We start from the raw sequence: 24,704 nt of genomic DNA on the forward strand, positions 1-24,704 counted from the left end.
TAAAGGGTGGCCGCCTGAGCGGCCACCGGGTTATGGGTTAAATACCGTCTCGCTCGATCGGGCAGCTCATGCAGCGAGCGCCGCCTCGGCCGCGACCCAGGTCTTCACCAGGGATCGGCAAGACAGTAATGCCAGCCGCTTCCATCTTTTCGATGGTGTACACGTTACGCTCATAGCCGATCACCACACCAGGGCGCACGGTCAGTACGTTGTTGGCATCGTTCCACTGTTCGCGTTCTGCTTCAAATACGTCACCGCCGGTGGTGACCAAACGCAGCTCCGGTACACCCAGCGCACGGGCAATGGCGTCGGTGAAGCGATCCTTGACACGGTTGAAGACGATCTCGCCGGGCTGGTTACCCGGGGTAAGTTCCCACGCGGCGATGTCGTCACTCATGATATCCGGGTACACGGTAAAGCAGTCAAGGTCCATGTGGGTCATGACGGTGTCGAGGTGCATGCAGCTGCGGGCCTGGGGTAGTTGCAGCGCGATCACCTTGTTGGCCTGGCCGGTACGGAACAGGTTTTGCGCAAGCAGTTCGACGCCCTGGGGAGTCGTACGCTCGGACATCCCAATCAGTACTGCGCCCTTACCGATAACTAATACGTCACCACCCTCAATAGTGGATAGCTCGAAGTTACGGTCCTCATCGCCGAAGTAGATCTCGAAATCGGCGTCTTTGAACATGGGGTGGAATTTGTAAATGGCGCGCAGGTGCACAGTTTCGCGCTTACGAGCGGGTTTCATCATGGGGTTAACCGATACGCCACCATACACCCAGCAAGAGGTGTCACGGGTAAACAGGTGGTTAGGAATCGGGTCCATAATAAAGTCGGTTTGTTTCATTACCTGCAGGGTAGGGCTGCCGATCTCGGAGTTGAGCTCCGCTACGGTCAGGCCGCCCATGAGGTGAGAGGCCAGTGTGTTGTTGTCTAGCTGCTCGTAATAGGCCCTGACTTCCCTGGCTAGAGCCGGGCCGTAACGAAACTGGGAGATCTGGCGATCCAGTACCCAGGTCTTAGCCTCTGGAATGGCCAGAGTTTCAGCCAGAACTTCCCTTAGCAGGAAAACCTCCACCCCTTCGTTGCGCAGGGTTTGTGCAAACACATCGTGCTCTTTGCCTGCTTGCTCGACCCTGAGCACGTCATCAAACAATAGGTCTTCACAATTGGTTGGCGTCAAACGGCGCAGGGAAAGCTCCGGCCGGTGCAGCATTACTTTGTGCAGTTGACCAATTTCAGATCCTACATAAAAGCGAGACATTGTGTTTCTCCTTGCTATCTAGAAATTAACGGCGTGGCAATCGGCCCCGGCGGTGTTCCTTTAGGGCTGTTGGGTGTTGCTGGCCGCCTCGAAAAGTTATGTGTTCAGACTAGACCTGTGATCGGCCTTTGGCATTACGTAAAAATACTGAATCTGATGTGTAGCGATACACTCCTTGTACGTACAGTTGGCAATATTGGATCACGGGGATAGAGAGTTGGAGAGGCAGGGATCGAATAATCCGAGCGTGGTCCATCACTGGTCGATAAGTATGTACAAACTAGCGTCCCTGTCCAGAATGATTTCTACCATAAGTATAGTCAGTTGAGCACCCAGTCGCCTTGGGGTTGGCGATGGGAAGAAAAAAATGTCCCCAACGCGCGATTCGGAATCTTGCCGCTCCCTCGTAGTCTATTATAGATAAAGAGGAGCTAATTCATTGGGCCGGCGGGTGGAAAAGCGGTAGGTAGCCAACTACCCTGAATCCGATTGAGTTGGGTGAGGCGATGTCATTGTGCGCAGGCAGTGACATTTGGCAGTGGACACCAGAGGCGTTCGGTCAAATTGCGAAAACCGGTCATATATTGAAAGTTATTATCAAGTATTGAAATATCGAAAATCAGTTTTTATGACTACGGGTTGAAATCGGTGGTGATAGTTCTCACCTTTGAGTGCTGAAGGAACAGCAAGATGCCAAAACGGAAAGTTGACCTGTATCACACAAGCGTCCGGTTGTTGTCGCGCCACCCCCAAAAAAGCGTCATTTCTTCGGTAAACCCCTATCGACTTTCCTCAAGTACGGATGGTCTCATCGATCCCCGAGGACAATACTCGACGAGTAAATTTTTTATTGGTCATGTCTGTCCACTGTCTCTTTCCGGAAATAACTCCCGGGTGCGCAGGAAGCAGCATGAGTACTAAGCAACACACCTGACGTGGGTGTAAGGATGCAAACCATGAGTAAGTTCAAGTTCCCCACCGCCTATACGGTGCTCTTTGTGTTGATCGCAGCGGTTGCTGCATTGACCTGGGTCGTGCCAGCAGGCCAATACGATCGTGTAATGAACGAAGACCTCGGTAAAGAGGTGCCGGTATCGGGCACCTATAAAGAGGTCGAGGCTAATCCCCAGGGCCCGGTAGATATGATCCTGGCGCCCATCGACGGCCTTTACGATCACAATAGCTACGAAGCCAACGCCATCGATGTTGCCCTGTTTGTGCTGATCATTGGTGGATTTTTGGGCGTGGTCACCAAGACGGGGGCTATCGACGCGGGCATCGAGCGGGTAACCCATAAGCTCGAGGGTCGTGAAACCCTGATGATTCCGATCTTGATGGCACTCTTTGCCGCAGGGGGGACGGTATACGGCATGGCGGAGGAGACGATTCCCTTCTATGCCCTGTTAATACCGGTCATGATCGCAGCTCGTTTCGACGCAGTCACCGCGGTAGCAACCATCCTCTTGGGTGCCGGTATTGGAACCCTGGGTTCTACCATTAACCCGTTCGCTACGGTCATCGCGGCTAATGCCGCAGGCATTCCCTTTACCGACGGTATGATCCTGCGTCTGGCGCTGCTGATTATCGGTTGGGCAATCTGTGTAGCCTTCGTGATGCGCTATGCCAAGCGGGTACAGGCTGATCCTTCTCTCTCTATCGTTGCTGACATGAAAGAGTCTAACGAGGAGCACTTCCTGGGCAGCAAAAGCACCGAGGCGACCGAGCTGACCGGGGTGCGTTCATTCATCCTGTTGCTCTTTGCCGCTACCTTCGGTGTCATGATCTACGGCGTAGCCGTGGCGGGTTGGTGGATGGCCGAGATCTCCGGCTTGTTCCTGGCCTCTGCGATCATCATCGGCCTGATCTATCGGCTCAGTGAGGAGGATCTCACATCAAGCTTTGTCGATGGTGCTCGTGACCTGTTGGGTGTTGCACTGATCATCGGTATTGCCCGCGGTATCGTGGTGGTAATGGATGCCGGAAACATGACCGACACCGTGCTGTTTCACGCCGAGCAAGCCGTCAGTGGGCTCTCCTCTGTGGCCTTTATCAACGTGATGTACTGGTTGGAAGTGGTGTTGAGCTTCCTGGTGCCCTCATCTTCTGGTTTGGCGGTGCTGACCATGCCGATAATGGCGCCTTTGGCCGATTTCTCCGGTGTGGGCCGTGACCTTGTGGTGACCGCGTACCAGAGTGCCAGCGGTATCGTGAACCTCATCACCCCAACCTCTGCTGTTGTCATGGGTGGTTTGGCGATTGGCCGCGTACCCTACGATCGCTGGTTGAAGTTCGTAGCGCCTTTGCTGCTGATCCTCACCGTACTGATCACCGTGGTATTGAGTGTGGGTGCGATGATCTAGACGATCATCCCGATGTGAACCAAGCCCGGCCTAGCGCCGGGCTTTTTAGTGGGCAGGGTTTAATCCTTCACCCCGTCATCCTCGCGAATGCGGGGATCCACCGTTGGTTATAGCAGAGCTACTTATGCCACCACTGTCCTTACGGGCTCTTGCCATTTTCTTTGGTTGATCTCGTTGGCTTTGACTGTCCGGGAGCACCGACAACAGCGTTGCTGAAATGCTTGTAGCATTCTGCTACAATGCTGTGTGTTTGAGTTGAAGTGAGGAGATCATCATGGCAAAAGCGTCATCCCCTGTAAGATTGCAGCAAGATCTGATGGAATCTGCGAAGTTGGCGGGTGAACGCCTGCATCGCAGTGCCGCAGAGCAGATTGAGTATTGGGCCAGTATCGGCCGCAGTGTCGCCAATGTCGTGGACCCCGATAGCCTGCTGGATGTCTCTACGGGGCTTGCACGCTTGAAAATCGAGCCTGTGGCATCGCCTGCTATCAACCCCGAGGATGTTTTTGCTGGCCTTGAGCGAGATCGGCAGAATGGCCTTTTAGCCTCTTCGATTACCAGCAGCCCCCTGCGTTATCAGGCGTCCTCCACCCACCCCGGTTTGCTGGAGCAGATTGATGCCCAGGGCAGGGTGACGTTAGGGCAGTTCAAGTCAGGAGTGTTTGCGGTCTATGCAGGCTGATGGATGCAGGGTCATTGTCCATCGTCCTGGCGATAGTCGGGTGACGGCGCCGCACACCAAGGGCCTGACCGGTACCCGTATAGGTGGCCACCCTGGGCGACCCGATATGAAGGGGGGGAACTCTTGAACCCACCCAAACAGCTGTGGTTGCTCGCTGGCGGTAATGGCGCGGGTAAAAGTACCTTTTACCGAACTCGTCTGGAGCCCCTTGGCGTTCCCTTCGTTAATGCCGATATCATCGCCCGGGAGCTCTACCCCGACGCGCCGGAAGCCCATAGCTATTTTGCCGCCAAAATAGCCGAGCAAAGGCGCTTCGCCCTGCTGCAGGAGGGCCGTAGTTTTTGCTTTGAAACCGTTTTTTCCCATCCCTCGAAGATCGATTTTGTAGGTCACGCCAAGGCCCTGGGGTATGAGGTGGTGCTGGTGTTTATTCATCTGGAGTTATCGGCCCTCAACAACGCCCGGGTATCGCAGCGGGTCGAGGAGGGTGGGCATCATGTTCCCCCTGAAAAAGTCGAAACTCGAATCCCTCGGGTGCTAGCAAACATCAAGGTCGCGATCCCCCTCTGTGATCAGGTCTATTTGCTGGATAACTCCCGCGCAGACAACCCCTTTATGGTCGTCGCCAAACTGCACCAGGGTGATATCGAAAGCGGGGACGTGGCGCTGCCCGATTGGGCGCATAGCCTTTTGCAACCCTGATCGCCTGGTGTGGACTATAGTGAATTTCTTAAAGGCGAAGGAACGCCCTCTTTAGCGGTAAATATCATTTTTTTAGGAAAAGCAGATAACAGGGATCGTTATGCAGATACTCCACCACGGCGCTTTGGATGGCGTCACCGGCTCCTGCCACCAACTGCGGCTCGACAGTGGCCACTCCATTCTGGTCGATTGCGGCCTCTTTCAGGGCGATGAGGCTCGGGGCAGGGCGGGTGCCGGCTCCCTGGCGATCGAATTCCCCCTCGATGGCGTCGCTGCACTGGTCGTCACCCACGTGCATATCGATCACGTAGGCCGAATTCCCTGGCTGATTGCGGCCGGTTTTCGCGGCCCCATTCTCTGCTCCGAACCCTCTGCGCTGTTGCTGCCGTTAGTCCTGGAAGACGCGTTTCGTCTGGGTGTGAGTCGAGATGAGGGGCTGCTGAACAACTATATGGCAGTGATCAAACAGCGCATCGTGCCGCTTGCCTATGGGCACTGGCGCAATGTCGATCCGCTCTCCACGAGCCTTGCACCCCCAAATGATGAACTGCGCATTCGCCTTAAACCGGCGGGTCATATCCTTGGCTCCGCGTACGTTGAATGTGATCTCAAAGAGCGAAATGGCAATACCCGGGTGGTTTTTTCCGGCGATCTCGGTGCGCCCCATGCGCCGCTACTTCCGGCACCCAAGTCGCCCTATGGAGCGGATGTTGTGGTGTTGGAGAGTACCTACGGTGATCGCCTGCACGAAGGTCGCCGCACCCGGAGCCAGCGTTTGAAATCCGCGCTGGAGCGCGCGTTAAGCGACAAGGGCGTGGTGCTGATACCGGCGTTCAGCATCGGCCGCACCCAGGAGGTGCTCTACGAGATTGAGGGCATTATTCATAGCGCTATAAGAAAGGGTGGGTCCCGAAAGCAAGGCTCAAACTCAGGGCTTGGACTCGATTGGCAGCGCCTTAATATCGTCGTCGACTCGCCCCTGGCAGCGCGTTTTACCGAGGCCTACCGACAACTGAAACCCTTCTGGGATAAAGAGGCTCACCAGCGCCTGCGCCAGGGACGCCATCCGCTAGCGTTCGAGCAGCTCACGACTATCGATAGCCACCGTTCGCACCAGCGGCTGGTCAGTGGTCTTGCGCAGAACCCTCAGCCATTAGTGATCATCGCCGCCAGCGGCATGTGCGCCGGGGGTCGTATCGTCAATTACCTCAAGGCACTGTTGGGTAACCCTACCACCGACCTGCTCCTGATCGGCTATCAGGCCCGGGGGACGCCCGGTGCGGATATTCAACGCTATGGCCCCAAAGGGGGCTATGTAATGCTCGATGGTGAGCGTGTCACTATCAAGGCCGAGGTCACCACCCTCAGCGGCTATTCCGCCCATGCCGACCAGGCCAACCTGGTAAATTTCATCCAACGTATGCGCAAACGCCCCCGCGAGGTGCGGTTGGTGCATGGGGATGCGGGGGCGAAGGCTGGGTTAAAAATCGGGTTACAAGAGATAGTAAATGAGGTTGTCATCCCGTAGGGGCCCATAGGCTAAGCGTAGGGCGCCGAATGGCAGGCTTGTAGGTTGGCGAGCCCGTCGGTTAGTTGTATTAGTGCTAAGTGATAGTATAGTGATACTTTGTTTTCTATCTGAAGTGTCTTGGGGTGTTATTTATGAAAGTTGAACTTGTCACAACGCTCAAGAGGCAGGCGACCAAAATCCTGGCGGATCTTCGTTCCACCAAGGAGCCGGTTATGATCACGGAGCACGGTAAACCATCGGCTTACCTGGTTGACGTAGCAGACTATGAATTTATGCAGCGCCGGCTCGCTATTCTTGAAGGTATCGCTCGGGGTGAACGTGCAGCCGCAGATGGGAAAGTATTTAGCCACAGTGAGGCACGAGAAAAACTGGCGAAATGGCTGAGTTGATCTGGACCGAGCCGGCGCTGGCTGATCTGGGTGAGCTTGCGGAGTACATTGCGCTGGATAACGCTTCTGCAGCAAAGGCATTCGTTCAAGCGGTATTGAGTGCCGTCGAGCGTCTCGCACAGTTCCCCGAATCCGAGCGTACGCCTCCTGAGTTGCCCCAGTTGGGTTATCGAGAGGTTATAGTGCCTCCGTGCCGTGTCTTCTATAAAGTTGCTGGTGATTCAGTTCTGCTGCTTTTTGTGCTTCGAGAGGAGCGCGATCTAAGGAACTTTATGTTGAGCCTGGGTGACAACTGAGCACTAACCAAGTGATTACACGCAGGCTTACAATGCCATACCCGCCCACAACCTATAACGCGCACCCCAGGGCGCCATAAGCACAGCGCATCAGCCCGAATTGTACCTTTCGCAGTACTATCCCTGCACCTCCCTCTGCCACACTCGAACCTCCCCCTGTTATCCTCGCCCCCCCCCCGTCATCCTCGCGAATGCGGGGATCCACCGTTGGTTAAATGGATGCCCGCCTGCGCGGGCATGACAGTAGGTAAGCAGGCATGACGATAGGTAAGAGGGCATAAGAGCAGACTCGTACCTCTCCCTGTCATCCTCGCACCCCCTTTGTCATCCTCGCGAATGCGGGGATCCACCGTTGGTTAAATGGATGCCCGCCTACGCGGGCATGACAGTAGGTAATCAGGCATAAGAGCAGACTCGCACCTCTCCCTTCATCCTCGCACCCCCTTTGTCATCCTCGCGAATGCGGGGATCCACCGTTGGTTAAATGGATGCCCGCCTACGCGGGCATGACAGTAGGTAATCAGGCATAAGAGCAGACTCGCACCTCTCCCTTCATCCTCGCACCCCCCTTGTCATCCTCGCCCCCCCCCCCCCGTCATCCTCGCGAATGCGGGGATCCACAGCTGCTTCTGATCGGCTATCAGGCCCGGGCATGCCCGGTGCGGATATTCAACGCTACGGCCCCAAAGGCGCTATGCAGTGCTCGATGGTGAGCGTGTCACTATCAAGGCCGAGGTCACCACCCTCAGCGGCTATTCCGCCCATGCGACCAGGCCAATCTGGTAAATTTCATCCAACGTATGCGCAAACGCCCCCGCGAGGTGCGGTTGGTGCATGGGGATGCGGGGGCGAAGACTGGGTTGCGTAACCATCTAGAGAGGTGTGTACGGAAGGGGGGCGCTATTGAATAAGTGGGATGTTTGATAGCTTGTGGGCGGGTGATTACCAGAGGTCATGGTCAGGGAGGCTCGTTGGTTCACAAATTAGTGCTATCGCTTCAGGGACATTGTCCTATGGCAGGATAACTAATGTATATTGGGCCCTGTTTGCAAGGATTCGGCGCTATGAAGGTTACGGTATTTGGGACAGGTTATGTTGGGTTGGTAACCGGGACCTGTTTGGCTGACGCTGGCCACGATGTTGTCTGCGTGGATATAGATAAGAAAAAAATAGAGATGCTTAATAAGGGGGAAGTTCCAATTTATGAGCCTGGATTAGAGGCGGTGATCAAAAAAGGTACAAATAGTGCCCGCTTAAGTTTTACGACTAATGCAGAATATGCGGTTCAGCATGGATTGTTCCAGTTTATAGCTGTCGGTACCCCACCAGATGAGGATGGATCTGCGGATCTAAAGTATGTATTTGCTGTTGCAGATACAATTGCAAAATTCATGGATAGTTATAAGGTCATAGTTAATAAGTCGACAGTCCCTGTAGGGACAAGAGATGAGGTCCGCAGGCGAGTATGTAGTCATTTAGATTCGAATCGGAAAAAACTAGATTTCGATGTGGTATCAAATCCCGAATTTCTCAAGGAAGGCGCTGCGCTTCACGACTTTATGAAGCCCGACCGGATCATTGTAGGAAGTCAATCATTCCGTGCGATCGAGCTACTCAAAGAACTCTATTTGCCATTTAATCGTAACCATGACCGTTTGATAGTAATGGATCCTCGGTCGGCAGAGCTGACTAAGTATGCGGCCAATGCGATGTTGGCGACGAAAATTAGCTTTATGAATGAGTTAGCCAATCTAGCGGAACACGTAGGCGCAGACATTGAAAACGTTCGTAATGGAATAGGCTCAGATAATAGAATTGGATACTCATTTATCTATCCTGGCTGCGGGTATGGAGGTTCTTGTTTTCCTAAAGACGTGGCTGCTCTAGGAGAAACAGCTCGAGATGTCGGTTTTACCGCTGATTTACTGAAAAGTGTTGAGAAAGTTAACGATAAGCAGAAAAAGGTACTCTTCGAAAAAATCAGCAAACACTATCGAGGAGAGTTGTCTGGGAAAGTTTTCGCACTTTGGGGGCTTTCCTTTAAGCCTAATACTGACGATATGAGAGCCGCTCCAAGCCGAGTTGTTATGGAAGCGTTGTGGGAGGCCGGTGCGAGCGTAAGAGTGTTTGATCCTGAAGCCATGAATGAGTGCCGAAGAATTTATGGTGACCGTGAGGGGCTACTGTACTGTAAAAATCCAGATGAAGCTCTGGAATGCGCAAACGCGCTAGTTATAGTGACCGAGTGGCAAATATTTCGCAGTCCTGATTTTAATATAGTTAAAGCTGCCCTTAGGGAGCCTGTCATATTTGATGGCCGCAACATATATAATCCCGGGCATTTGAAGAAAAGTGGTTTTACTTATTACGCCATAGGGCGAGGAGACTCTGTTAAGTGAAAATTCTAGTTACGGGGTCTGCTGGATTTATCGGTTCAGCTCTTGTTTTACGCCTACTGGAGAGAGGCGATCATGTAGTTGGTATCGATAACCACAACGATTATTACGACCCAAAATTAAAAGAGGCTAGGTTACTTCGTCACGCCGATCACAGAAATTATACTCACTTTAGAATGGATTTGGTGGATCGAGAAGCGGTTAAGGATATTTTTGCACAAGAAAAACCTCAAAAAGTAGTCAATCTAGCGGCCCAGGCTGGCGTGCGCTACTCAATAGATAACCCTTTGGCGTATATCGATTCAAACCTGGTGGGGTTTGGGCACATCTTGGAAGGGTGCCGTCACAATGATGTAAAACATCTTGTATACGCATCTTCGAGCTCCGTTTATGGTAGCAACTGTAAGATGCCATTTTCGGTGCATGATAACGTGAATCATCCCCTAAGCCTCTACGCAGCCACAAAGAAAGCGAACGAACTGATGGCCCATACCTATAGCCATCTATATCAGATTCCAACCACAGGGTTACGTTTTTTCACAGTATACGGGCCTTGGGGAAGACCGGATATGGCGCTGCAAAAGTTTGCCCACGCAATTACAAATGGCGAACCTATTCAATTGTACAATTATGGTAATCATCGGCGTGACTTTACCTATATTGATGACATTGTGGAGGGAGTGATTCGAGTTTTGGATCAGCCCGCGGAGCCTGATTTTAGTTGGTCTGGTGATCTCCCGGACTCTGGCTCCAGTCATGCGCCATGGCGTCTATATAATATAGGAAGTAATAACCCAGTCGAGCTCAATGATTATATATCTACATTAGAAAAGGCCTTGGGAAAAAACGCTATTAAGGAGTTTTTACCCATGCAGCTTGGCGATGTGCCGGATACTTTCGCGGACGTGGATGACCTCGTGACCACTTTTGGGTATAAGCCATCTACTTCTTTAGATGAGGGTGTAGAGAAATTTGTTGATTGGTTTAAAGAGTTTTATTAATACTCATGTGTTTTTTAAAAAATAAAAAGCACTAAGCATGTTGGCGTCGCACGGTAAGAAGTTTTTTCGGTAAACATTCCACGAAATTTAGTAATGATGGTGTGGGGTTCATGAGTGATATCGGATTAAGTTATGAGGATGCTAGTTGTTGCCCTGTTATAGTTTTTTGTGATTAGTCTATTGAATAACCAGTGGAAATAATGTTGGAGCATAGCCAGAAATGATACCGGTCACTAAGCCTTTTTTACCTAACAAGGAAAAGCTAAAAAGCTACATAGATGGTATCTATGATAGAGGTATTCTGACGAACTATGGACCACTGGTGCAGGAGCTAGAGCGACGCTTGCAAGATAGATTTGATGTTGATCATGTAATTTTGGTGGCAAATGGGTCTATGGCGTTACAGGTAGTGTATAAAGTTCTGGAGCTGGAAGGGGAGGTGGTGACCACACCTTTTAGTTTTGTAGCTACAACCAGTACGATGGTTTGGGGAGGGCTGAAGCCAGTATTTGCAGATATAGATCCCGCTACTTTTAATATCGACCCTGATAATATTGATTCGATTATTAGTAATCGAACCTCTGCTATTGTTCCCGTCCATGTCTTTGGTAACCCCTGCAATGTAGAGGCGATAGAGTCGATTGCAAAAAAATATCAGCTTAAAACTATCTATGATGCTTCACATGCGTTCGATGTGGTTTATAAAGGGAAAAGTATTTTTGGTTGCGGTGATGTCAGCACGATCAGTTTTCATGCGACAAAACTATTCCATACTATAGAGGGTGGGGCAATAGTTACTCGTGATGCTGCGTTAGCGAAAAAAATTAGGCTTGCTACTAATTTTGGCTTTACCGGGCCGGGAAAGATTGATGCTTTAGGAATTAATGCGAAGATGAACGAATTTGAAGCAGCAATGGGGCTGTGTGTATTAGATGAAGTGGATCATATAGCAAACGCAAGGAAGTGTATAGTAGAGACATATGAGTTAGCGTTAGAAGGGAAAGTTGGATTTCAGCGATTTCAGGCTGAAACTAAAAAGAATTTCTCTTACGCTCCTGTTCTTTTTAGTAATTCTGATCGGGTTTTTGAGGTTGAGCAACGCCTTAATGAATCGGGTATTTATCCAAGAAGGTATTTTTACCCGTCGTTAGACTGTTTGTCTTATTTGCCTGGTAGCCCCTCGTGTACGGTATCAAGGGAGCTATCAGAGAAGATATTATGTCTTCCAGTGTATGTGGGACTTACTGACGGCGAGCAGGCGAAAATTATTAAGATTATTGAGGATGCATTATGAGAGTTTCAGTAATGCAACCATATTTTATCCCGTACCTGGGATACTGGCAGATGATGTCGGCGGCTGACGTCTTTGTTGTATTTGATGATGTTAATTATATTAAGCGAGGCTATGTCAATAGAAATTCTATTTTACTTCATGGTCTGCCGCACTTGGTTACTCTTCAGGTTAATCAAGCTAGCCAGAATAGAAAAATTTGTGAACTATCGGTAGGTGATAACTCCAACAAAATTTTGGAAACCATGCGTCATGCTTACAGTAAAGCCCCTTATTACAAAGGTGTAATGCAAATGATGCATGAGTCTCTTCAAGGTGATCGGTCAAGTTTGTCGAATTTTTTGGAGAACTCCATTAAGGTAATAGCACTTTATATGGGGATAGAAACTCGTTTTTTATTCTCTTCAAGTTTTAGTCACGATTCTTCCATGAAAGGATCGGAACGAATAATTGATATTGCTGGGCGATTAGGAGCTAACACCTATCTAAATCCTATTGGAGGGGTTGGATTGTACTCAAAGGAAGAATTTTCACAAAATGGCATCGAGTTGAGCTTTCTAAAGATGGAAGAGGTTCGCTACCCTCAGTTGGGAGATAGGTTCGTACCAAATCTTTCGATTATTGATGTCCTCATGTTTAATGACGTTTCAACCGTCAAAGAATTGTTAGGGCGCTATACGCTTGTTTGAGGTTCTATAATGGCTAAGGTAATTGTCTTTGGGGTTGGTGAAATTGCTGAAATTGCTTATTTTTATCTATCAAATGATAGTGAACATGAGGTGGTTGCGTTTACTGTGGATTCAGCATTCTCTGATAAAGATAGTTTTCACGGTCTTCCGGTCGTGCCCTATGAAGAGCTTGTCACATCGCACCCTCCCGATCAGTTCAAATTGTTCATTCCCATCAGTTACAAAGGCCTTAATACGCTCAGAGCTAACAAATACCTTGATGCAAAAAGCAAAGGGTACGGATTTATTTCCTATATTAGCTCTAAGGCTAGGTATTATGGTACTCCGGTAGGGGAGAACTGCTTTATATTCGAAGATAATGTAATCCAGCCGTTTACCAAGATTGGTGATAATTGCATTATATGGAGTGGGAATCATATTGGTCACCATACGGTGATTGATGATCACTGTTTTATCGCCTCTCATGCAGTTATTTCTGGTGCTGTTCGGATTGGTGAGTACAGTTTTGTGGGAGTGAATGCAACCATAAGGGATAATATTGAAATTGGTAAACGCAATGTGATCGGCGCGGCGGCTGTAATTCTCAAATCCACAAAAGATGGTGAGGTCTACTCTCCTGGCGGGACCAAACTGTTCCCGCGCTCAAGTGATAAGTTGAGGGGTATCTAATGGCATGGAAAAAAAAGGGACTTATTTATTGTCCGGACGGAAAGTTATGCTGGTCTACAACGCATGCTCAAATACCGACTCCAATAAAGCTTAGTGAGCAAGTTTTGAGGGTCTATTTTTCTACCCGAGACTCTAAGGGAGTTAGTCGTACATCTTACGTGGATGTGGATATTGACAATCCATCTCGTGTTATTAGCGTTTGTGATGACCCAGTGTTAGATGTAGGGCGCCCTGGTTTGCATGACGATTGTGGGGCTATGCCGTTTTGTGTGATAAAAGATCGAGAGGGGTTCAAATTTTATTATACGGGTTGGCATATACCAAAAACTGTATCTTATGATTTGTCCATTGCTTTGGCGGTTTCAGATAATTTGGATGAGTTTATAAAAATATCGGAAGGTCCAATTGCAGCAAAAAGCTTTGTTGATCCATATTGGGTGGCAGCCCCTTGCGTGTTGCTTGAGAATGGGCGCTATAGGATGTGGTATATATCTGCTTATGGTTGGGTAGAGATCGCTAGTAAATTGGAGCCTGTATACAATATCAAGTACGCGGAGTCGAACGACGGTATTAGGTGGGATTTTACTGGAGATGTTTGTGTTGATGCTGTATTTGAATATGAAGCATTAGGTCGTCCCTGGGTTATTAGGGAGGGAGAGATATATAAGATGTGGTACTCGTCTCGAGGTAGTAAGGGATACCGCGAAGCTGGCGGTGAACACTACACTATTGGGTACGCAGAGTCTTTTGATGGTATAAATTGGACCAGAATGGATGAACGCTCTTCTTTGACCACTAGTCAGTCTGGGTGGGATAGTGAGATGGTTGAATATGCAAGTGTGTATATAGATAACGAAAGAAAGTATATGTTTTACAATGGCAATGGCTTTGGAAAATCAGGCTTTGGTTATGCTGAGTACTTTAATGACCGATGAGTCACCGATTCTTAGTGTTTGTATTTTGTCGTTCAATCAAAGAGATTTTATTTCAGTATGTTTGGACTCCATACTTAATCAACAAACTGATTTTCCATTTGAAGTTATCGTGAGTGATGATGCTTCTACTGATGGAACCCAAGATGTAATACGTGATTACAAGGTGCGTTATCCGCATCTTAAGATAATGCTTCATCAAAAGAATATGGGAAGGGCTGGTTTGTTTAATGCTTTAGAGTGTTATGCAAGCGCGAAAGGTGTCTTTTTGGCTACATTTGATGGAGATGATTATATGCTTCCTGGAAAGCTTCAGAAGCAGGTTGATTTTATGAGATCACGTCTAGATTACGCTATTTGCGGGCATAATGTTCGAGTTGTGAACTCGAGTGATGACGAAGTTCTTGGTTATATGGATGAAGGAAAAAGAATTGGCTGCGGCGATATCAATGCAATAGCGAAATATGGGACATATTTGGGAGCAGCTTCAATTGTTTATAGGCGAGAGTGGCTTGATCTTGATCTTTTTTTACAGCTACATTCGTATCGGCTGCAGGGCGATTGGTTATTGCATCTAATAGTCGCTCGGCATGGGAAGGTAGGATATATCGACGACGTTTTAAGTGTCTACAGGAAGCACGATGCTGGTGTAACACATGCGGATGATAACGATTTCGACAAGATGAAAGCGATTCTCGCGGAGAGGTTGGATATCCTGGAGAAAGCAAAAATGCTGGGGGCAACTGATCTTGCGGTAGATCAACGGGCAAGTGAACTTCATTTTTTAATGGCTGGAAAGTATCTGGCAGCGGGTCTCTACAGTGCCTTTCAGCATCATTTGAAGGCTGCGGATAAGATGTATCCCCCCCAAAATATTCGGAATAGAGTATTTATCTTGCTGCGTTATGCGCCGCAGCTTTTAAGGCGCGTTGATATACTGATTAAATTTGCTAAACGAAATTCATTTTGATGGGGCTTGCGCGACAGTTTGGTTACAGCTCTCTGGGTTCCGTTGGATCAAAGGCTATTAATTTTGTCGTTTTTATTCTGCTGGCAAGAATGCTGGCGCCAGAAAACTTTGGTTTAATGGCGATTTTGACCCTGGTAGGTGGGGCATTGAGAATTTTTGTCCAGCTGGGTATAGGAGCGGCCCTGGTTCATGCCCGGGAGATGTCACCCAGACTGGTTGGTTCTGGGTTCGCCACTAATATTATTGTCGGCCTGCTGATGGCCCTTCTGTTTTTTTGTCTATCATCGATCATTTCTGATTTTTACTCTAACCCTGAAATAGCGCGCTTTGTCGTCCTGTACGCGCCTATCCTCGTTTTGTTTTCGCTCTCGGTGGTGCCCATGGCGCTTCTGCAGAAAGCGGGGCGTTTCAAAGCGATCTCATCGGTTGAACTGTCTGCTCAGCTGTCGGCTGGGGTGGTGGGAGTGCTGATGGCATTGTCTCATCCCTTGCAGGGTACCTATGCCCTAATCGGCATGGCTTATTGCTACACAGGGCTCGTATCCCTCATGTCGCTCTTTCTCACCAGAAAAGAGATGGCGATTGCTTTTGATAGGGAGTCCTTTAGCTACCTGGTGGGTTACGTGCGTTATCTCATAGGATCTCGGTTTTTAAACTATGGGGTTGCCAATGTTGATAAGTTGGTGGTTAGTAAGCTGGTCGATAGTGCCACCTTCGGTCTCTATTCTATGGCCTATAGGATCGTTTCGCTGCTGCCAGAGATCGTTAGCCTGGCGGTCAATCGGGTGCTTTTTAGTCGTTACTCACAGCTTCAGGATGACCATGCAGCGGTTCGCAAACTGCATATAGCTGCCGTCAAATGCGTGGCTTTGATCTGTTTTCCCTTTAGTTTTGCGCTTATCACTCTGGCAGATCCCATTGTTAGAGTGCTTCTGGGTGATGCCTGGTCGGGAATGGTGTATATGTTGCAGTTGTTGGCAATCATTACCCTGCTACAGCCGATTACAATCTTAAACGGGGCTATCTACCTGTCGCAAGGGCGCACACGCCTGCAGTTCTTTGTGGGCCTGTTCATAAAGTCGGCTAATATTCTTGGTATACTCATCGGATCCCTGTGGGGTATTGAGGGAGTTTTTGCTGGTATGGTCGCCACAATGCTCATGAGTCTGGTCCCCTCGCTTCACTTTTCCGGGAAATCTATTGGGCTTAGGTTCTATGTTCCCCTGTTAAGCTTGGTTAGCATTATAGTGCCATCTTTTTTGGCTGCTGTGACCGCTTGGTGGGTTTCTGCTTATCTGTTGCAGGCTGGGGGTGTGTTACATCTTGCGGTGCTTTTATTGGTTGGTGCCGTGGTTTATTTTTTCGGAGCAATTGCTATGAATAGGAAGCTATTGTTGGGTTTGGTTGGGCGGTCTGTTGGATAGCATATTTCTTAGTCGAGCGAGCCGAGCGCTCCGGATGCTCCTGGTTGGGGTTGAATTCAAGCTCTATAAGAGCGGGCTTCTCCGTTTCTCAGATATGACCTTTCCTGATTTTTTGTGTGTCGGTGCACAAAAGGCGGGCACGACCTGGCTGCATAAAATTCTTTCGCAGCACCCGGGTGTTTATGTGCCGGAGCGCAAGGAAATGCACTTCTTTAACTATGAATACAAGTTTAAAAGCCTTAGATGGTATTCCAACGAGTTCTCCGGAAATGAGGGGCGGCTGGCGGGTGATGTAACGCCCGCATATAGCGTGCTAGGCCTTGATGATGTCCAGTTTATGCGCCGCCTTATGCCGGGTGCCAAAGTGATTCTTCTCTTGAGAAACCCCGTAGATCGAGCCTATAGCGCAGCGAAAATGCACCTTTCACTGCTGGCCGGTCGTGACTTTAATGAGATTTCAGAAGATCAGTATATTGAGCACTTTAAGTCAGTCCACTCCCTGGGGCGTAGTGATTATATTGAAATTCATAAAAAGTACTCCGGTTGCTTTGGTCCAGAGAATGTCTTTGTTGGTTTTCAGGAACAGATCGAAAATGATCCTAAACAGTTAATGGTAGATATTTTCAGGTTTCTCGGGGTAGATGATCAGCCCGATTGGAGTCTTTTCCCCTTGCGTGAACGGATAGGGGGTTCCGTTAATAGTGAAACGATCCCCGATAAGTATCGGCTTTTTCTGGAAAGACTCTATAAAGAAAAAATTACTGAAATGGCCAGCTATTTCGGCTCTTACGCTACGCAGTGGGTTGTTGATAAGTGAAAGTTAATCTTGATAATCAATCGGTAAGTCTTCCGGACTTTATCATCCTTGGCGCCGCTAAGTCCGGCACATCTTCGCTCAATTATTGGCTTGATGATTATGAGGGCATCCATATGCCTGAACCGAAAGAGCCGAATTTTTTTGCTTTTGATGGTTTTCAGGATGACTATCAGAAGAAGGATGATCTCAACCGCGCTGTTGATTTAAGGAATTACTCCTTTAGCGAGTATCAAGCCCTCTATACCGGTCGCGATGATACCCTCAATGGAGATGCATCAACCGCCTATTTTATATACCCGGATAATACGATCGGAAATATTATGAAGTATTACGGTGATTATGCAGCTTCTCTTAAGCTGGTTTTGGCACTTCGCAATCCTGTCGATAAGATCTACTCCCATTACCTTATGTTTGTAAAGTGGGGGGTGGAGACACGTTCTTTTCGTCAGGCGCTGGGTTTGGATAAAGGAAAGGTTGCTTCCAAAGTCGAGCGGCAGATCAATTACGTGGAAATGGGCTATCTTGCCGATTCGCTTGAAAAGTTTCAGCGTGCTTTTTCCGGTAATCTTAAGGTTGTTCTTTTTGATGATCTGGTTGTAGACAAGTTATCAGTCTTTATGTCTGTTGTTGACCATATTGGATTTAAAGCATCTGAACTCCCCAGAAATATCGATAATGTGTTCAATGAAGGTGGAATACCTATTCGTTCGACCTCTAAGGCAGTTATGAATTATCGTCAGCAGGATAATGTTTTTAGGTCGCTAATTAGGAGGTTTATCCCGTTGTCAGTTAAAAAGAAGTTGGCTTTCCATCTTGATAACTTCCTACAACGAAATTTCACTTCAAAACCGAAACTGGATAGTGAAACTCGAAAGTATCTTGAAACCTTATATCGAGAAGACGTTAGAAAAACAGAGGCGCTTTTGGGACGAGATCTTTCTGCATGGATTTCATGATTAGTGATCGGTATATGTTGCTATTTTTAATTTATTCTGGGGTAAGCGGTGAATACTAATAGTCCTAAAGAGTTGACAAGCCTTCGTGGATTATTTCAAGAAGTTGTCTCTCATGACGATTTTATTTGTATCGGTCCATCAAAAACAGGTACAACCTGGCTCAATAATGTGTTGAGAGTTTGTGGTGTCTCGATGCCCCCGGCCAAGGAGATTAAGTATTTTACAGAGGAGATGCTTGGGATTGAAAGAGGAGGTTTGTTACGTCGCCTGTTTTCACGCCATTGGCTGTATCGTGCAAATAGAGATTGGCTCTGGAGTTCATCAAAACAATTTGTAAAATCTCTAGTTGGTTTAAATAGGCCGGACTTGGTAGGTATCAAATGGTGCCTTCGCTTTGTTCTCGGTAGGCGCAGTGATAGTTGGTATCGTGGGCTTTTTTCTGAATATGGTGGTATTGCCGATATTTCACCCAAGTATGTTGAGTTGGATGAGAGTGCGGTTTTAAGTTTGGACCAACGTTTTCCTGGCTTGAAAGTGGTTATGTTTGTACGCAACCCTATTGAGCGGGATTGGTCGTCAGCACGAATGATCTTATGCAAACATAAGGGACGTTTGCCAGACTCGGTGTCTGAAATGGAATTCAAGCAATTTTTTGATCGTAAACCTGTTATTGATCAATCCAATTATCCGGAGTATTTACCGCTCTGGCGAAAGGTATTTGGTGATAGGCTACTTGTTTTGTTTTACGATGCTATAGCTGAAAAACCAGAAACTTTGGTTAACAGGGTGCTGGGACATATCAGAATGCCAGTAGTTGATTTTAATCGATTAGGCGAACAGCAGCACAGTCTACTTAAATCTCGTGTGGGCCAAGGAGTACAAGGCGCCATGCCCGAAGGAGTTAGAAAACATCTACAGTCGAAACATAAGGCTACTATAGTTGAATTGCAGCGGATGTTTCCTGATGAGCCCTGGCCAAAAATGTGGTTGGATCAGTTTATCTTTTAGCAAATGAAGAAGCGTTGATTCCACTGGATAGGATAGGATAGGGGGGAGTATTTGGCCAGTTCTTTGAAAGTAATACATATCGTAGGGGCAGGAAGAAGTGGGTCAACCGTATTCGATACGGTGCTTGGGAATGCTGACGATATAGAAAGTGTTGGTGAACTCTGTAATGCGCCCCAAGCGTTACTCAGTACCCAGGAATACTGTGCCTGTGGCTCTCTTGCTCACTGCTGTGAGTTTTGGTGTGAAGTAATGGCTGTTTGGAAAGAGCTTACGGAAGGCGCCGACCTGGGTGATCTAATAAAATTACAACGGTCCTTCATTGGTAAGTGGCAGATACCCAGACTGATATTTTCTAGACTATTTAAAACCAATAGCTTTATCCGATATCAAGCTATGGAAAGCGCTCTGTATAATGCCATTGCTCGTGTAAGTGGTCATTCGGTAATTGTCGACTCTTCAAAAAATCCGATGAGGGCTTATGCACTATCGAATGTGCAGGGGATTGATACACTATTTATTCATCTAGTTCGTGATGGAAGGGGCATCGCCTGGTCATTAAAGAAAGCGTTTGAGAAAAAACCTGAGGACGGTGTTCAATCCTATATAGCCAGCAAGCCTATATGGAGAACTTCGTTATTTTGGGTAGCAATGAATCTACTCACTGAGTTGTTATTGAGCGGAGCTAAAAGAGCCGGAAAGCTAATAAGAGTTCGTTATGAAGACTTTACGGCGCAGCCATCCCACTCACTGAGCTGTATTCAGGAGTTTGCTGCTATTCGGCTTGACGCCGTTATATCGATTCTGGAACAAGGTGAAGAGATGGCGGTAGGGCATACCGTAGCGGGTAACAGAGCCCGAATGGCAGGAGCATTGAAACTCCGCCCGGATCATGGCTGGAAGCAAGCTCTCTGCGCCAAGGATCTTCGCGTGTTCTGGTGGATTGCTGGGCCGATGGCGAAACGCTATGGCTACCAGCGACGTGTTGATCTGTGAAAATTCTACTATTTATTGGCCGGCTGTCATTAGGCGGAGCGGAAAGGCAGTTGATCAATGTTGCTAACGGGTTATCCACTAAAGGTCATGAGGTAACGGTATGCACTTTATTTCCACATACTGGTTTGCCTTTAAACTTGCTGGATGATGTAAAAGTAAAGGTCGTTCCGTTGTGCACATCGATATCGTCCAATCCTTTTAGTACTCTGCTTAAAATGGCGTTTGCGCCTATTCGGTTGCGCCGTCTGATTGGTAGCGTCGGCTCTGATGTTATCTATAGTATGTTGTACCTACCCAACTTCATAGCGTGGCTCGCAACTCGAGGTGCTCTTTCCGGGCGACTTGTGTGGGGGATTCGATCCTCAAATATGACGCTCAACTGGAAAAGAGCAATACCACAGTGGCTATGCGCCAGAGTCTCTGCCAGTGTTCCACTGCTTATCGTTAATTCTCATAGTGGTAATGCATACCACCGAAAATTGGGTTACAGAGCGATTGTGTCCCAGGTAATCGTCAATGGGATCGACACGGAGAAATTTGTCTATTCCGCTGACAAGAAACATCTATTAAGGGAAGAGTTGAGTATCCCTGATGGTGTTACCACGATTGGTATCGTTGGTCGGCTTGACCCAATGAAGGATTACCAGACTTTTTTGGATTCTGCCGCTTTAGTGAAAAAGAGTGTATCCGAGGTGATCTTCGTCTGTGTTGGCTCCGGAAGCCCGATTTACACTGACTACCTCAAGTCATATGCTAAGAATCTGGGGGTAGATGATGGGGTTGTTTGGTTAGGTTCACGGGATAATATGCAGGACGTTTATCCTTTGTTCGACCTGTTGGTATCATCTTCAGCGTATGGTGAAGGTTTTTCTAATTCCATCGGTGAAGCTATGGCATGTGGGATTCCCTGTGTGGTCACTGATGTGGGTGATTCCGTAAAAATAGTTTCCGATCTTGGCCTGTCGGTTCCTCATTCTGATAGTAATGCGCTTGCTAATGCCATTATTCGTCAAATAGATAATATCCAATCAGGGCGCTGTGATCATGTGCTCATCAGAGAACAGATTGCTAATAATTTTTCTATTGCGAAATTGGTGGATGAGACAGAACTATCCATAAAAAAGTTAGTGGAAAATAAATAAGGCTCGTTGTTGGGTTAAGGCCTTGTGGCGATGACATGATAAGTAGTGAATGTAATCAAAAGAGATAAAACGTTTATGTCACTTGGGGTTTGCATATAGATGAGTAGTGATCGCCAGCGGTCAACCGTTTTGCATGTGATTACCGGCCTATCTATAGGCGGTGCCGAGCAAGCGTTGTTTAATCTTCTTTCCGGTAGCTCGAAGGATGCTTGCGAGAGTTACGTCGTTTCTCTGATCGATGTAGGAGATATAGGTCCCAGAATTGAAGCCCTTGGCATAAAGGTTTTTACTCTCGATATGCCCCGTGGCCGCCCTACATTTGGAAGTATTTTGAAGCTTAGAAGGATTGTTAAGGTAGTTAAACCCACTATTATTCAAGGCTGGATGTATCATGGAAATATAGCAGCTGTTGTAGCTAAAATATTTTCGTCGGATAAATGCAAGTTGGTTTGGGGGGTTCGGCAAACTCTTTATGATTTAGCGAATGAGAAAAAGCTTACACGCTGGGTTATTAAGGCGAATGCTATGCTGTCTTTTTTGCCGGACGCGTTGCTTTACAATAGTCATTTATCCAAAGAACAACATCAAAAAGTTGGTTTTTCGTCTCGGTTTTCGCAAGTAATTCCGAACGGTATCGATATTAATCGATTTTGTCATAATTCATTAGATAGAAGATCGGTCAGAGAAAAGTTGTCCATTTCTGATGAGGCTGTAGTGGTTGGGCATGTGGGTCGATTTCATCCAATGAAAGGTCACGCCAGTTTTCTGAAATCGATTGTTGATGTGATGGATATACGGAAGAATTTACAGGTAGTGATGATCGGTAGAGATATAGTTCCCGCCAATTTGGAGTTGTCCGTTCTTATACCTACGGCACTAGCGGACCGTATTCATCTACTGGGAGAGCAGCAAGATACCTCGAGCTGGTATTCAGGTTTTGATATTTTCTGCCTGAGTAGCCAGTGGGGTGAAGGTTTTCCTAATGTGGTGGGAGAGGCGATGGCCTGCAAGGTTCCAGCAGTTGTTACTGATGTTGGTGATAGTTCAAGGATTGTCGCCGATTGTGGGATGTCTGTACCGATAGGAGAAAGAAAATCACTTTGTGACGCTGTGCTGTCGATGGTCGATTTGTCTGTTGATGAGCGTGTACAAATGGGGCGTCGTGCCAGGGCCAGAATTGTAGGGAACTACGCTCTGCCATCGATTGTGAGTTGCTATATGAATTTGTATCAACAGCTTGATAAAAAATAGGAGTTCAGTCGTTTGTGCGGAATAACCGGCTATTGGGATAAGCAAGGGGTTAATGTAGCTGTCATAGAAGCTATGGCGACACAAATTGAGCATCGCGGACCAGATGATTCCGGTATTTGGCTGGACGATAGCCATACCTTGGCGCTTGCACATCGGCGTCTCTCGATTATTGACCTCTCGCCTGCGGGTCATCAGCCGATGCAGTCCCCTTGTGGTCGCTATGTTTTGGTTTTTAACGGTGAAATTTATAATCACCTTGAATTACGCTCTGATCTGGAATCTGAGGGCGGGCAGTATACATGGAAAGGGCATTCTGATACTGAAACGCTTCTTGCGTCGCTCAGGCATTGGGGTGTTAAAGCTGCGCTCCAGAGGCTGAATGGAATGTTTGCTTTTGCTCTGTGGGATAATGTTGAGCAGGCCCTGATTTTGGCACGCGATCGGATGGGGGAAAAACCCCTTTACTACGGTAATTCATCGGGCGTTTTTCTATTTGGTTCTGAGCTCAAGGCGCTATCTGCTCACCCTAAGTGGAGAGGGGAGATTGACCGCGAAGCGCTAACCCTCTATATGCGCCACAATTACGTTCCGACGCCTTGGAGTATCTATAAGGATATTCGGAAGCTACCTGCAGCAAATTATCTGGTTATAAAGGACGGCGGTCGGGTTATAGCTGACCCCGAGTGCTATTGGAGTTTACATTCGGTAGCTGAATCAGGTAATCAGCGGCTGTCTTATAGCGTGGAGGAGCAAACAGACCAGCTCGATAGAATACTAAGAGAGGCTGTTCGTAGCCGAATGGCATCAGATGTGCCTCTTGGAGCATTTCTCTCAGGGGGCTTCGACTCAACAACGGTTGCCGCTTTAATGCAGGCCCAATCAACGAAAGCAGTACAAACATTCACTATAGGGTTTCATGAGAAAGGTTATAATGAAGCCGTTCATGCTAAGGCCGTAGCAAAGCATCTAGGTACTGATCATACAGAGTTGTACGTAACGCCTAGTGACGCAATGGCGGTAATACCACGACTGCCTGAAATATGGGATGAGCCATTTTCTGATGCTTCTCAGATCCCTACCCTTTTGCTGAGCGAGCTAACCAGGAAATACGTCACCGTAAGCCTATCCGGTGATGGTGGTGACGAACTGTTTTGTGGTTACGATCGTTATACTAAAGGTTATCAAATCTGGCGTCTTATGGGGTGGTTGCCTATTGCGGCTAGAAGGCCAATGGCGGCCCTGATTGAAGCTCTACCAGGTGCATCGATCGAAACACTAATGAGCTTCCTTCCCAAGCGCTTCAGAATTCCTCATTTTGCAGACCGATTACCAAAGCTCGCCGATGTTGTAAAACAAACGACAGGGGAGTCCTATTATCATAGGCTTGTATCTCACTGGAAAGACCCCGCGTCCGTTGTCATTGGTGGGCATGAGCCCGTCACCTTGTTTGATACTCCTGATCGAATGCCCAATCTTTCTGGATTGCGCGAGCGAATGATGTATCTTGATAGTCTCACGTACCTGCCCGATGATATTCTTACGAAAGTTGATCGAGCAAGTATGGCGGTTAGTTTGGAGGCGCGTGTTCCGTTGTTGGACCATCGGGTTGTTGAATTTGCTTGGCAGGTCCCTATGTCGATGAAGTACCGAGACGGAAAGGGGAAGTGGCTACTGCGCGAGGTCTTGAATCGTTATGTGCCTAATGAATTAATGAATCGTCCCAAGATGGGGTTTGGAATACCTATTGAACAGTGGTTATGTGGTCCTCTTCGTGACTGGGCTGAAGATCTTTTGTCTGAGAGAAGGTTAGAGCAAGAGGGGTTTTTTGATCCCAAACCGATAAGAAAAATGTGGTTAGAACATACGAGTGGTAGTCGCCGTTGGCATTATTATTTGTGGGATGTTTTGATGTTTCAAGCGTGGCTGGAAACAAGGAAGTAG

Annotated in this window: 23 protein-coding genes; 22 read left to right on the forward strand and 1 reads right to left on the reverse strand. The window is 47.9% G+C overall.

Features of this window, described 5'->3' with window-relative positions:
• Window positions 1-37: 37 nt before the first annotated feature.
• Entirely contained in the window at window positions 38-1,264 is a 1,227-nt protein-coding gene (gene arcA, locus ACP3PW_RS11595) for an arginine deiminase (protein WP_426416857.1), read from the reverse strand.
• Between the two features lie 956 nt (window positions 1,265-2,220).
• Between arcA and ACP3PW_RS11600 the strand changes: the two genes are divergently transcribed.
• The 22 genes from ACP3PW_RS11600 (at window position 2,221) to asnB (ending at window position 24,704) form a co-directional block, all read left to right on the forward strand.
• Window positions 2,221-3,624 (forward strand): YfcC family protein, encoded by a 1,404-nt coding sequence (locus ACP3PW_RS11600; protein WP_426416858.1) that lies wholly within the window; start codon window positions 2,221-2,223, stop codon window positions 3,622-3,624.
• Between the two features lie 274 nt (window positions 3,625-3,898).
• A complete protein-coding gene (locus ACP3PW_RS11605) occupies window positions 3,899-4,306 on the forward strand; it encodes a TA system antitoxin ParD family protein (RefSeq protein ID WP_426416859.1) in 408 nt (135 codons plus the stop codon).
• Between the two features lie 123 nt (window positions 4,307-4,429).
• A complete protein-coding gene (locus ACP3PW_RS11610) occupies window positions 4,430-5,008 on the forward strand; it encodes an AAA family ATPase (protein ID WP_426416860.1) in 579 nt (192 codons plus the stop codon).
• Window positions 5,009-5,108: 100 nt separating this feature from the next.
• Window positions 5,109-6,536, forward strand: coding sequence for an MBL fold metallo-hydrolase RNA specificity domain-containing protein (locus ACP3PW_RS11615; protein WP_426416861.1), 1,428 nt, complete (start codon window positions 5,109-5,111; stop codon window positions 6,534-6,536).
• Between the two features lie 134 nt (window positions 6,537-6,670).
• Complete coding sequence (locus tag ACP3PW_RS11620; protein ID WP_426416862.1) at window positions 6,671-6,928, forward strand: type II toxin-antitoxin system Phd/YefM family antitoxin; 258 nt, start codon at window positions 6,671-6,673, stop codon at window positions 6,926-6,928.
• Entirely contained in the window at window positions 6,916-7,224 is a 309-nt protein-coding gene (locus ACP3PW_RS11625; protein WP_426416863.1) for a type II toxin-antitoxin system RelE/ParE family toxin, read from the forward strand. Before ACP3PW_RS11620 ends, ACP3PW_RS11625 begins: the two co-directional genes overlap by 13 nt.
• Window positions 7,225-8,003: 779 nt before the next feature.
• Complete coding sequence (locus ACP3PW_RS11630) at window positions 8,004-8,135, forward strand: MBL fold metallo-hydrolase RNA specificity domain-containing protein (protein ID WP_426417041.1); 132 nt, start codon at window positions 8,004-8,006, stop codon at window positions 8,133-8,135.
• A 153-nt stretch (window positions 8,136-8,288) separates the two neighbouring features.
• Entirely contained in the window at window positions 8,289-9,623 is a 1,335-nt protein-coding gene (locus ACP3PW_RS11635; protein WP_426416864.1) for a UDP-glucose dehydrogenase family protein, read from the forward strand.
• Window positions 9,620-10,621 (forward strand): NAD-dependent epimerase, encoded by a 1,002-nt coding sequence (locus tag ACP3PW_RS11640; protein ID WP_426416865.1) that lies wholly within the window; start codon window positions 9,620-9,622, stop codon window positions 10,619-10,621. Before ACP3PW_RS11635 ends, ACP3PW_RS11640 begins: the two co-directional genes overlap by 4 nt.
• A gap of 220 nt (window positions 10,622-10,841) precedes the next feature.
• Complete coding sequence (locus tag ACP3PW_RS11645; protein WP_426416866.1) at window positions 10,842-11,915, forward strand: DegT/DnrJ/EryC1/StrS family aminotransferase; 1,074 nt, start codon at window positions 10,842-10,844, stop codon at window positions 11,913-11,915.
• Window positions 11,912-12,601 (forward strand): WbqC family protein, encoded by a 690-nt coding sequence (locus ACP3PW_RS11650; RefSeq protein WP_426416867.1) that lies wholly within the window; start codon window positions 11,912-11,914, stop codon window positions 12,599-12,601. The genes ACP3PW_RS11645 and ACP3PW_RS11650 overlap by 4 nt, the downstream gene beginning before the upstream one ends.
• Before the next feature lie 9 nt (window positions 12,602-12,610).
• Window positions 12,611-13,270: an acetyltransferase gene (locus ACP3PW_RS11655; RefSeq protein WP_426416868.1), complete on the forward strand. Its 660-nt coding sequence runs from the start codon at window positions 12,611-12,613 to the stop codon at window positions 13,268-13,270.
• Window positions 13,270-14,205: a hypothetical protein gene (locus ACP3PW_RS11660; protein WP_426416869.1), complete on the forward strand. Its 936-nt coding sequence runs from the start codon at window positions 13,270-13,272 to the stop codon at window positions 14,203-14,205. The genes ACP3PW_RS11655 and ACP3PW_RS11660 overlap by 1 nt, the downstream gene beginning before the upstream one ends.
• A complete protein-coding gene (locus ACP3PW_RS11665; RefSeq protein ID WP_426416870.1) occupies window positions 14,147-15,172 on the forward strand; it encodes a glycosyltransferase in 1,026 nt (341 codons plus the stop codon). The genes ACP3PW_RS11660 and ACP3PW_RS11665 overlap by 59 nt, the downstream gene beginning before the upstream one ends.
• Window positions 15,172-16,596: a lipopolysaccharide biosynthesis protein gene (locus ACP3PW_RS11670; protein WP_426416871.1), complete on the forward strand. Its 1,425-nt coding sequence runs from the start codon at window positions 15,172-15,174 to the stop codon at window positions 16,594-16,596. Before ACP3PW_RS11665 ends, ACP3PW_RS11670 begins: the two co-directional genes overlap by 1 nt.
• A 94-nt stretch (window positions 16,597-16,690) precedes the next feature.
• The gene (locus ACP3PW_RS11675) at window positions 16,691-17,413 is read left to right on the forward strand and encodes a sulfotransferase family protein (protein ID WP_426416872.1); all 723 of its coding nucleotides are present in this window, start codon (window positions 16,691-16,693) and stop codon (window positions 17,411-17,413) included.
• A complete protein-coding gene (locus ACP3PW_RS11680) occupies window positions 17,410-18,369 on the forward strand; it encodes a hypothetical protein (RefSeq protein ID WP_426416873.1) in 960 nt (319 codons plus the stop codon). Before ACP3PW_RS11675 ends, ACP3PW_RS11680 begins: the two co-directional genes overlap by 4 nt.
• Window positions 18,370-18,417: 48 nt before the next feature.
• The gene (locus ACP3PW_RS11685) at window positions 18,418-19,377 is read left to right on the forward strand and encodes a sulfotransferase (protein ID WP_426416874.1); all 960 of its coding nucleotides are present in this window, start codon (window positions 18,418-18,420) and stop codon (window positions 19,375-19,377) included.
• Window positions 19,378-19,428: 51 nt separating this feature from the next.
• Entirely contained in the window at window positions 19,429-20,370 is a 942-nt protein-coding gene (locus ACP3PW_RS11690) for a hypothetical protein (RefSeq protein ID WP_426416875.1), read from the forward strand.
• The gene (locus ACP3PW_RS11695; RefSeq protein WP_426416876.1) at window positions 20,367-21,512 is read left to right on the forward strand and encodes a glycosyltransferase; all 1,146 of its coding nucleotides are present in this window, start codon (window positions 20,367-20,369) and stop codon (window positions 21,510-21,512) included. Before ACP3PW_RS11690 ends, ACP3PW_RS11695 begins: the two co-directional genes overlap by 4 nt.
• 99 nt (window positions 21,513-21,611) lie before the next feature.
• Window positions 21,612-22,763: a glycosyltransferase gene (locus ACP3PW_RS11700; protein ID WP_426416877.1), complete on the forward strand. Its 1,152-nt coding sequence runs from the start codon at window positions 21,612-21,614 to the stop codon at window positions 22,761-22,763.
• 12 nt (window positions 22,764-22,775) lie between these two features.
• Window positions 22,776-24,704 (forward strand): asparagine synthase (glutamine-hydrolyzing), encoded by a 1,929-nt coding sequence (gene asnB / locus ACP3PW_RS11705; RefSeq protein ID WP_426416878.1) that lies wholly within the window; start codon window positions 22,776-22,778, stop codon window positions 24,702-24,704.

Origin of the sequence: Aestuariirhabdus sp. LZHN29 (genome assembly GCF_049985285.1) — a bacterium.
Classification (GTDB): domain Bacteria; phylum Pseudomonadota; class Gammaproteobacteria; order Pseudomonadales; family Aestuariirhabdaceae; genus Aestuariirhabdus.